This is a genomic window from Actinoplanes sp. TFC3 (assembly GCF_001553785.1).
In the GTDB taxonomy this organism is placed as follows: Bacteria; Actinomycetota; Actinomycetes; order Mycobacteriales; family Micromonosporaceae; genus Actinoplanes.
In genome coordinates this window covers 1,543,499-1,554,081 of sequence record NZ_LOJP01000001.1, presented here as the reverse complement: position 1 = coordinate 1,554,081, position 10,583 = coordinate 1,543,499, and the positions used below count along the sequence as shown (strand labels likewise).

Annotated in this window: 6 protein-coding genes and 1 pseudogene; 1 reads left to right on the top strand and 6 read right to left on the bottom strand. The window is 70.5% G+C overall.

The window, feature by feature from the left end:
* Positions 1–225: 225 nt before the first annotated feature.
* The 6 genes from TFC3_RS07060 to TFC3_RS07035 all read right to left on the bottom strand — a co-directional run bounded on the left by TFC3_RS07060 (position 226) and on the right by TFC3_RS07035 (position 9,987).
* Positions 226–3,384 (bottom strand): Rne/Rng family ribonuclease, encoded by a 3,159-nt coding sequence (locus TFC3_RS07060; protein ID WP_153040126.1) that lies wholly within the window; start codon positions 3,382–3,384, stop codon positions 226–228.
* Positions 3,385–3,571: 187 nt separating this feature from the next.
* Entirely contained in the window at positions 3,572–4,303 is a 732-nt protein-coding gene (locus tag TFC3_RS07055) for a TIGR03936 family radical SAM-associated protein (RefSeq protein WP_082771902.1), read from the bottom strand.
* Positions 4,304–4,364: 61 nt separating this feature from the next.
* The gene (locus TFC3_RS07050) at positions 4,365–6,323 is read right to left on the bottom strand and encodes a TIGR03960 family B12-binding radical SAM protein (RefSeq protein WP_153040125.1); all 1,959 of its coding nucleotides are present in this window, start codon (positions 6,321–6,323) and stop codon (positions 4,365–4,367) included.
* A gap of 20 nt (positions 6,324–6,343) precedes the next feature.
* On the bottom strand, positions 6,344–6,688 hold the full coding sequence (locus TFC3_RS07045; protein WP_067497131.1) for an STAS domain-containing protein: 345 nt from the start codon (positions 6,686–6,688) through the stop codon (positions 6,344–6,346).
* The gene (locus tag TFC3_RS07040; RefSeq protein WP_236718020.1) at positions 6,685–9,159 is read right to left on the bottom strand and encodes a SpoIIE family protein phosphatase; all 2,475 of its coding nucleotides are present in this window, start codon (positions 9,157–9,159) and stop codon (positions 6,685–6,687) included. The genes TFC3_RS07045 and TFC3_RS07040 overlap by 4 nt, the downstream gene beginning before the upstream one ends.
* Before the next feature lie 36 nt (positions 9,160–9,195).
* Positions 9,196–9,987 carry an alpha/beta fold hydrolase gene (locus TFC3_RS07035; protein WP_067497125.1) on the bottom strand — a complete coding sequence of 264 codons (792 nt, stop codon included), beginning with the start codon at positions 9,985–9,987 and terminating at the stop codon, positions 9,196–9,198.
* Between the two features lie 210 nt (positions 9,988–10,197).
* Between TFC3_RS07035 and TFC3_RS37830 the strand changes: the two are divergent.
* Positions 10,198–10,583 (top strand): annotated as a pseudogene (locus tag TFC3_RS37830) (hypothetical protein); the annotation flags it as partial.

The following is a 10,583-nucleotide window of genomic DNA, read 5'->3' as shown; positions in this document are numbered from 1 at the left end:
GGGGGGCCCCGGGGGGATTGGTTGCGGCTTGACCGGTCGTGTCGGAGGACCCGGACGAGCAGGCTCCGAGCAGCAGGACGGCGGACGCGCACAGCAGAAGTCGCATGGGGATCGAGCTCCTTGCAGAGGGGGAGCTGCGAGGGTAACCGACATCGATCCCTGGAACGGGAGCGGGCGGCCCCAGCAGGAGAAACCCCGCCAGGACCGCCCGATTTGCCAAGAAACCTACGGCCGCGTACGCCGCCGTGAGCCGCCGCGCCGCGACCGCCGGCGGCCACCGGCTCCCGCGCCCACCGGCTCGTCGTCCTCGTCCTCGTCCTCGCCCGCCGCGTCCGGGTCGTCCGAGCCGGTCAGCTGCAGCGGCTCATCCGGCTCGTCGGACTCGTAGCGGGACAGGTCGTAGCCGCTGATGTCGTAGTCGTCGGCGTCGTCGTCGGAGGTGAGCGCCGGGGCCGCAACCCGGATCACGCCCGAACCGGGCGTCTCCTGCGGCGGCAGCCCAGCGGTTTCGGCCGCCGGATCCTCCGTCGTCAGCTCGGCGGGCGTCTCGGCGACGACCCCCACGGCCGCGGGCTCGGCGATCGCCAGCTGCTCGCTGGCGGCGCCACCACGCCGACGGCGGGACTTGGCCGGCTGCTGCTGCGGCTGCGCCGGGGCTTCCGTACGAGCAGCCGCAGCCACCGCCTTGACCTGGTTCACCGCACCGCTCGGCCGCTTCTCCGGCACCGGCTCGGTGTGGATCGTGACGCCGCGGCCCTTGCAGTGGTCACAGGTCTCGCTGAACGCCTCGAGCAGCCCGGACCCGATGCGCTTACGGGTCATCTGAACCAGGCCCAGCGAGGTGATCTCGGTGACCTGGTGCTTGGTCCGGTCCCGGCCCAGGCACTCGGTCAGCCGGCGCAGCACCAGCTCGCGGTTGCTCTCCAGCACCATGTCGATGAAGTCGATCACCACGATCCCACCGAGGTCACGCAGGCGTAGCTGGCGCACGATCTCCTCGGCCGCCTCGAGGTTGTTGCGGGTGACCGTCTCCTCCAGGTTGCCGCCGGCCCCGGTGTACTTACCGGTGTTGACGTCCACCACGGTCATCGCCTCGGTGCGGTCGATGACCAGGTGACCACCCGAGGGCAGGAACACCTTGCGGTCCAGGCCCTTGAGGATCTGCTCGTCGATGCGCTTGTCGGCGAACACGTCGGAGGCGCCGGTGTGCCGGTGCAGCCGATCGATCAGATCCGGCGACACCGACTCGAGGTAGTTCTCGATCTCGCCGTAGGCTTGCTCGCCCTGCACGATCAGATCGCGGAAGTCCTCGTTGAACAGGTCACGCACGACCCGGATGACCAGGTCGGGCTCCTCGGACAGGGCGACCGGCGCGTGCCCCTCGGCGGCCTTGGCCTGGATGTCCTCCCACTGCGCCTGCAGCCGCTTGACGTCGCGGGCCAGCTCGTCCTCGCTGGCCCCCTCGGCGGCTGTGCGCACGATGACCCCGGCGCCGTCGGGCACCATCTTCTTCAGCACGTCCCGCAGCCGCTTGCGCTCGTTGTCGGGCAGCTTGCGGCTGATCCCCGAGGCGTTGCCGTTCGGCACGTACACCAGGTGCCGGCCGGACAGCGCGATGTGGCTGCTCAGCCGGGCGCCCTTGTGGCCCAGCGGGTCCTTGGTGACCTGCACCAGCACGGAGTCGCCGGAGCGCAGCGCCTGCTCGATCGAGCGAGCGCGCCCCTCCAGCCCGGTGGCATCCCAGTTGACCTCACCGGCGTACAGCACCGCATTGCGGCCCCGGCCGACGTCAACGAACGCCGCCTCCATGCTGGGCAGCACGTTCTGCACCTTGCCCAGATACACGTTGCCGACCATCGTCCCGGACGTCGACCGCGACACGTAGTGCTCGACCAGGATGCCGTCCTCGAGCACGGCGATCTGGGTCCGGTCCGGCTTCTGCCGCACGACCATGACCCGGTCGACCGCCTCGCGACGGGCCAGGAACTCCGACTCGCTCAGGATCGGCGGCCGGGTGCGTCGCTGCTCCCGGCCGTCGCGCCGGCGCTGCCGCTTGGCCTCCAGCCGGGTCGACCCCGAAACACCCTGGACTTCATCGGTACGACGGGGCTCGCGCACCCGGACCACGGTGTGCACGCCGTCCTCGACACCACCGGTCTCGGTGTCGCCGGAACCCTTGCGACGGCGGCGGCGCCGACGCCGGGTAACCCCGTCGCCCTCGTCGCTCTCCTCGTCGTCGCCCTCGGCCTCGGCTTCGGCGCTCTCCTCGGCCTCGGCGTCGACGGCCTCGGCGTCCTCACCCTCGTCGGCGGGACCCTTGCCCCGGCCCCTGCCCCTGCGACCGCGGCGACGACGACGACGGCTGCTGCCATCCTCGTCGTCCAGGTCATCCTCGGAACCGTCTTCAACGTCGTCGGAAGTCTCATCGGCCTCGTCAAGCACGGGCTGCTCAGCAACCGAGTCGGCGATCTCCTCGGCCTCGGCGGCCGCGCCACCCCGGCGGCGGCGACGGGTCTTGCGCCCGGTCTCGGCGGGCTCCTCCGCAAGCGGCTCCTCCACGACGGGAGCGGCCACCTCTTCGGTGACCTCGTCCACGGCTGCGGGCTCGGCCACGGGAGCTGCGGCAGCACCGCGGCGGCTGCGCCGGGTCGGGGCCGGGGCAGGCTCGGCGTCCGGCTCGGGCGGCATGAACAGCACGGCGGGCGGAAGCGCGGCCTTGCGACGGCGGGAGCGCGGGGCGGGCTCCTCCACCGGCACGATCTCGTCATCGAGGGGCAGCACCGCGATCACCGGCACGGACTCGGACGGGGTCTCGATCTCAGCGACCGGCTCGATCTCAGCGACCGGCTCGTCCTCAGCAGAGGCCTCGGCGGCGGCGGTCTCACGGCTGGAGGTCGCGATGATCGCGTTGCCGGCGTCAGAAGACTCGGCAGCAGCGGCGCCGTCTGTCTCAACGGGCGCGGCGGCGGCCGGCGCTGCGGCCTTCTTCCGGGCCCGGCTCCGCGTGGCCTTCACCGGCGCGGCAGGCTCAGCAGCCGCAACCGGCTCAGCGTCACTGAGCAGGCTCTCAGCCACGGCCGCGGGGTCCTGAGACACCGGCGTCGGAGCGGCGGCAGCAGCCGGCGCGGCCTTCTTCCGGGCCCGGCTCCGTGTCGCCTTCACCGGCGCCGCAGCAGCATCCGGCGCAGCAGCATCCGCTGCGGCGGCCGTCTCCGCTCCGGGTGTTTCGCCGGAATCCCCGGCCGGCGCTGCGGCTGCAGCGGCGGCCTTGCGGCGCGGCGCTCGGGTGCGGCGCGCAGGGGTGGTGCTTTCGGCGGTAGCAGCGGGAGGAGGCGTGGTGGCCTCGTCCCGTTCACCGCCCTCGTGTGGCTCGTTATCGAGCATGGGGCGCTCTCCAGTTCTGGCGGCCCCGGGCGCGGGTGAGCGCTGCCACGCAGGGTCGCCGCAAGTTTTTCGGTCCCGGCCCTCGTCGGACGGGTTTGCCGAAGTCTGCCAACGCGGGCGCCGACCCGTCCGGGCTGGACGGCTGGCACCCTCCGATGGTTCCCAGCGGGGGCGCCGATCGACCTTGCTAGCGCCCGCCGATGGGTGCGCCCTCGCGATCCGCGTCCAACGGATCGACGATCTCCCCCTGCGGCGTGAGCGAGCCCTGGGCCAGCCGGGTAACCCTCGGGGGCACCGGCGGCTCCAGGCCGGCCACCACACGCAGGCCAGACAGGACGTCATCGGGCCGTACGGCGGGAGTGACCTGCCGCACGACAAGGTCGATTATCGCACACGGTGCGGCGTTGGCCCCGGAAGGTGCGTCAGACTCCTTGGTCACAGCAAAGAACGCAACCGGATTTCGGGCGTCGAAGGAGCGCATTCCCTGCTTGGTCAGGCGCTCGACCGGCACCTCGGGGGCAGCCAGGAAGGCCTGAACCGCCCGGTCGGCCACCTCGGGCTCGACCTGCGGCAGCTCGATCAGCCAGCGCGAGGCGTCGATGCGGTCGGCCAGGCTGCCGCTGCCCTCGGGCGCGATCACCGCGTCGAGAATGTCCAGGCCGGGCGAGAGCGCCGCGTCCAGGGCCACCTGTAGCTGACCCGGGTCGACCGGTGCTTGCAGTCCGATCTCCAGGTATTCCGCTTCGCTGCCGACGCCGGTGGGCGCCGCGCTGGCGTACGAAATCTTGGGGTGCGGGGTGAATCCCTGAGAGAAAGCGATGGGCACTCCCCCGCGCCGCAGCGCCCGCTCGAAGGCGCGCGCAAAGTCACGGTGTGAGGTGAAACGCAGCGGCCCCCGCTTGGCATAGCGAAGGCGGATGCGCTGAACGACCGGGGCCTGACCGCCGACCGGCTGGTTTTTAGCGATGACGGGCTCCTGGTCAGTGCGTATGCGCCGAAGTCGGCACCCGCAGGCCGCCGATGGGCGTCAGGGGAAGCAGCTTCTTGCCGGTGGGGCCGATCTGGATCTCGGTGTCCATCGACGGGCACACGCCGCAGTCGAAGCACGGGGTCCAGCGGCAGTCGTCCTGCTCGTACTCGCTCATGGAGTCCTGCCAGTCCTGCCACAGCCAGTCCTTGTCGAGACCGGAGTCCAGGTGGTCCCAGGGCAGCACTTCCAGCTGCTCGCGTTCGCGGGTGGTGTACCAGTCAAGGTCGACGCCGAAGTCCGGGAGGACCTCCGCGCAGGCTTCGACCCACCGGGTGTACGAGAAATGCTCCGACCAGCCGTCGAAACGCCCGCCCTTGTCCCAGACCCGCCGGATCACCTTGCCGACCCGACGGTCACCGCGCGAGAGCAGGCCCTCGATCAGCGAGGGCTCGCCGTCGTGGTAGCGGTAGCCGATGGCCCTGCCCAGCGAGCGGTCGCTGTTGATCTCCTGCTTGAGTAGCCGGAGCCGGTTGTCGATGACCTCGGGACGCTCCATCGGCGCCCACTGGAACGGGGTGTGCGGTTTGGGTACGAACCCGCCGATCGACACCGTGCAGCGGATGTCCTTGGTGCCCGCGGCGGCCCGGCCGGCCCGGATGACCTCGTGCGCCATCCGGCCGATCTGCAGCACGTCCTCGTCGGTCTCGGTGGGCAGTCCGCACATGAAGTAGAGCTTGACCTGCCGCCAGCCGTTGGAATACGCGGTGACGACCGTGCGGATCAGGTCCTCCTCGGTCACCATCTTGTTGATGACCTTGCGGATGCGCTCCGAGCCGCCCTCGGGGGCGAAGGTGAGCCCGGTGCGGCGCCCGTTGCGCGACAGCTCCTGAGCCAGGTCGATGTTGAACGCGTCCACCCGGGTCGAGGGCAGCGACAGCGAGACGTTGGTGTCGGCATACTGCTCGGCCAGCCCGGAGCACATGTCGCCGATCTCGGAGTGGTCGGCGCTGGACAGCGACAGCAGGCCGACCTCGGAGAAGCCGGAGAACTCCAGGCCCTCCTTGACCATCTGGCCGACCGTGGTGATCGAGCGCTCGCGCACCGGCCGGGTGATCATGCCCGCCTGACAGAACCGGCAGCCGCGGGTGCAGCCCCGGAAGATCTCCACCGCATAGCGCTCGTGCACGGTCTCGGCGAGCGGCACAAGCGGCTTTTTCGGGTACGGCCACGCGTCCAGATCCATCGTCGTGCGCTTGTTCACCCGGAACGGCACGTCGGGACGGTTCGGCACGACGCGCTGGATGCGCCCGTCGCTCAGGTAGTCCACGTCGTAGAAGCGCGGGACGTAGATGCTCTCCGTACGGGCCAGGCGCAGCAGCAGCTCGTCCCGCCCGCCGGGGCAGCCCTCGGCCTTCCATTCCCGGATGATGCCGGTGATCTCGAGGACCGCCTCCTCGCCGTCGCCCAGCACCGCGGCGTCGATGAAGTCGGCGATCGGCTCGGGGTTGAACGAGGCGTGCCCGCCGGCCAGCACGATCGGGTGGTCCTCGGTGCGCTCGGCGCTGTCCAGCGGGATCCCGGCCAGGTCGAGCGCGGAGAGCATGTTGGTATAGCCGAGCTCGGTGGCGAACGACAGGCCGAGCACGTCGAACGCCTTCACCGGGCGGTGCGCGTCGACGGTGAACTGCGGAACGCCGTTCTCCTTCATCAGTGCCTCGAGGTCGGGCCACACCGCGTAGGTGCGCTCGGCGAGCACGTCTGGCTGCTCGTTGAGCACTTCGTACAGGATCTGCACGCCCTGGTTGGGCAGGCCGACCTCGTACGCGTCGGGATACATCAGCGCCCAACGGACGATGGTGGCGTCCCAGTCCTTGACGACGGCTCCGAGCTCGCCACCCACGTACTGAATGGGTTTGGAGACCCGGGGCAGCAACTGCTCGAGCTTGGGGAAGACGGACTCGACGCTCATGGGCATCCAGGGTACGCGGGTTACCGACCTACCTCGTCTGCGGCCCGGTCCAGGTCGGTGGCCAGCAGGTCATCGCGGAAGGCGCACAGCTGCAGGGTCATCCGGGCGGCGCCGGTCTCGCCCACCACCAGCCGGATCGGCGTTCCGGCCTCGTCGAGATCGCCCACCAGCGCATCGAGCAACCGCACCCCGGCGCTGTCCAGGAACGAGACAGCGGTCAGGTCGATCAGCACGGCGCCGCTGCGGCCGGTCTGGCGCGCGATCTCGCGCCCGATCTCCGGGGCGTTGGCCAGGTCGATCTCGCCGGCCAGCCGGACCAGGTCGGCGGTGCCCAGCTTGGCGAAGGTCACCCATTGATCGGTCATCGCGCCTCCCGGCGGGTCCGCCGCATCGTCACCGTGGTGCCCTCCGCCCGGTCGAACACCACCTCGTCCATGACCTGCTCGATCAGCTTGAGCCCACGCCCGCGCGTCTGCGAGCTGCCGGTGGCCTTCCAGTCACCGCGATCGGTCACCTCGACCTCGACCGCGCCGGTGGTGACTGTCGCGGTCACGTCGACGATCCCGAACGGGTCGTTGCGGTAGCCGTGCTCGATCGCGTTGGCGACCGCCTCCGAGCAGGCCAGCAGCACCGCCTGGGTGCTCTCCTCGTCCACGTCGTGCGACACCAGCCAGCCGCGCAGGTCCTTGCGCAGCAGGGCAATCTGCACCGCGTCGGCGCCGATCGAGCGTTCGAGGCGCTCCTCGGTGCCGATGGCCAGGCACAGCAGGCAGACGTCGTCGGCGTGGTCGGTGCCCACCAGCGACTGCACCAGCCCCTTGGTGAGACCGGGCAGCGGCGAGTCGCGACGTCCGGCGTACGTGCGGGCCAGCAGTTCGAAGCCCTTGTCGAGCCGGCGGTTGCGGCGTTCGATCAGCCCGTCGGTGTAGAGCAGCAGCCGGCTGCCGGGCGGCAACGGGGTGCGGTGCTCCAGGCGGGCGGTGCGTCCGGCCCGCGAGCCGAGCGCCCCGGAACGACCCTGCAAGAGGTACGTCGGTGCGTCACCGGGCTTGGTGAGCAGCGGCGGCAGGTGCCCGGCGCAGGCGTACGTCATCTCGCTCGTGGTCAGGTCGATTTCCGCGTAGGCCACCGTGGCCATCCGGGCGGACTCCACCCGGTCGACGAAGCGATCCAGCCGTTCGAGCAGCCGGGCCGGACCGGCTTCGGCGGAGGCCAGCGCGCGGATGGCGCTGCGCAGCTGACCCATCGTGGTGGCCGCATCGATACCCCGGCCCACCACGTCACCGACCACCACGGCCAGCTTGTCCGGGGTGATCAGGAACGCGTCGAACCAGTCGCCGCCGACCTCGAGATCGTGCGTGGCCGCCTGGTAGTGCGTCTCCACCGCGAAGCGCGGGTCGGTCGGCGGGTCACCGGCGAGCAGGCTGCGCTGCAGGGTCCGGGCGATGGCGCGTTCCTGTTCGTACAGGCGCGCGTTCTCCAGGGCCAGTCCGGCCCGGTCGGCGAGGTCGGTGAGGAAGACGGCCTCGGCAGCAGCGGTACGCCGACCGGGTGCCATCCGCAGCGCCAGGGTGCCCAGCACCTTGCCGCTCACCGACAGCGGCAGCACCGCACAGTCGGGATCGGGTCCGTCGTCGGTGAACTCGGGTTTGCCGTTCGCCACGACCAGCGCCACCCGCTCGGCGAGGCGTTCCGGGTCGGGCGCCGGACTGCCCGCATCGGCCAGCAACCCGGCCGGCCCGATCTGCAAGCGCACGGCGGCCCACTCGGCGATCTCCGGCACCACGCGTTCGACCAGCCGCCGGGCCCGCGGCATGAGCCGCGGCAGCTCCTCCAGGGCCCGGGTGGTCCCGGCGAGGAAGGTGGCCCGGGCCTCGCGGCGGCGGGCGTCGTCGTAGAGCCGGGCGCGGTCGAGGGCGTGCCCGGCCTGGTGACCGAGCAGGCGGACCACGCTCAGCTCGGCATCGGTGAGCTCGCACTGCTCGGTGAAGGCGAAGCTGAGCACGCCGAGCACCTCGGCGCCGATCGACTCCCCGGCGAACCCGTTGGTCAGCGGCAGCAGGACGGCTGTCGCATACCCCAGCCGGCGCATCGTCTCGGCCAGCTCGGGAAACTGCTCCTCGGCCCCGGCCAAGCAGTGCACGACGTGCAGGTCGCCGCGCCGAGCGACCTCGGCGATCGGGCGCGACGAGCCCCGCGGGATGTCGTCGCGGGCCGGACCGGCCGAGTCGGTGCTGGCGATCGCGGTCAGCTGGTCGCGGTCGGCGTCCACCAGCCACACGCTGGCCGCGTCGGCTTCGAAGGCGGCGGCGGGTGCTCGTACCACCGCTTCTGCTACTTCCGAAGCGGTCGGCGCGGCAGAAAGATTGGCCACCACCTCTTGCAGCGCGCGGACCCGTACCTCGGAGGCCTCGGCGGCCCGCCGCGCCGCCACCAGCTCTTTCTCGTAGCCGCGGCGTTCGGTGGCGTTGAACACCGTGGTGCGGATCAGCCGCGGCGACCCGCCCGGATTGCGCCCGAGCACCGAGTTGATCAGCGTCGGCAGCCGCCGGCCGTCGGCGCAGACCACGTCGAACGCGACCTCGTGCACGTCGTCCTGCATGCTCAGCAGCGGTGCGTAGTGCGTTTCGTGGTAGATCTTGTCGCCCGGACTGAGCAGGTCACGGAAGCGCCGCTGCCCCACCAGCTGGGAGCGGGCATAGCCGGTCCAGGCCAGGAACGTCTCGTTGACCCGGACGATGGTCCCGTCGGGCAGTGTCGTCAAATAACCGCAAGGAGCGTGCTCGTAGAGATCGCCGGGATCTTCCTCCCACGGCACGCGCAGATCCTGGGTCACGTCTGGCACATCACCGCCACATTCCGTCATCGCTGGTCAGAGGTAGGCCTTGATCGCCGCGACCGTTTCCGCGGGCGCGCTGAGGTTGGGGCAGTGCCCGGTCGCATTCATGGCCACCAGTGTGCTCCCTTCGAGATTTTCATGAACATAATCGCCCACCACCTTCGGGGCGATCACATCGTCGGTGCACTGCAGGATCAGGGCGGGCACCCGAAGCCTGGGTAGATCGTCGCGATTGTCCGACAGGAACGTGACATGCGCGAACTTCTTGGCGATCCCCGGGTCGGTCGCGCAGAAGCTGTTGACCAGCTCCGCACCGAGTTCGGGCCGCTCGGGATGGCCCATGATGACCGGCGCCATGGCACTTGACCACCCGAGATAGTTGTTGTCCAGCGAATCCAGCATCTCCTCGATGTCGGTCCTGCCGAACCCGCCGACGTAGTCGCCGTCGTTGATGTAGCGCGGCGAGGGCCCGATCAGGACCAGCTTGGCGAAGCGCTCGGGCTCGCGGATGGCGGCCAGCACCCCGATCATCGCACTGACCGAGTGCCCGACAAAAACGACATCGTGCAGGTCAAGGTCGTGGACGATCTCCAGCACATCGGAGGCGTAGCCGTCGAGAGAGGAATAACGCTCGTCCTCGTACGCCCGCAAGTCGGACTTGCCCGCCCCGACGTGATCGAAAAGCACGATCCGGTGCGTATCGGCAAACTCCGGAGCCACGAAGCGCCACATGTTCTGGTCGCAGCCGTACCCATGGGCGAACAGCATCGGCTGACCATCCGCCCGCCCACTGAGCCGGATGGCATGTCTCTGAATCGTGTTCATATCCAGATCACCATCGGGTCACCATACGACTCCGCACGGTCCCGCACATCGCCCCCCGTGTCCGTTTTTCGGCGACAACCCCACCCGATTCCGCACCATCGGCGAACTTTATCCTCGTCGATGCTTCAAGCGGCCTGATACTCGGGGTGGCACACCCGCTCTAACCTGGGCAAGGCACCGAGAATGCGGTCCGGGAAGGGAACCTGGCACATGACGAACGATCAGCCAGACCCACCACCCGCTGAGCCGAGCGCCGAGCCGGCCGCCGCTGCCGCCGCGAGCGAGCCGGTCACCGAACCTCCCGCAGCCGGAACCCCGGAACCCCCGCAGCGCTGGTCAGGCTCGGCCGCGGTCCCCCTGCACCCCGCGAAGAAATCCCGCGGGGCCCGCCACTGGTCGCCGACGGAAGACGAGCCGGCACCCGCGGTGGACCCCTGGGCCGAGAGCGAGGACTGGTCGGCGATCCCCGCGGTGGACCCCTGGGCCGATCACGACACCCCGATCGACATCCAGGCCCCCTTCCCGGAGGCCATGCCGCCCACCCGCACGGACCACCCGGCGGCCCTGCCGCCGACCCGCACGGACCACCCGGCGGC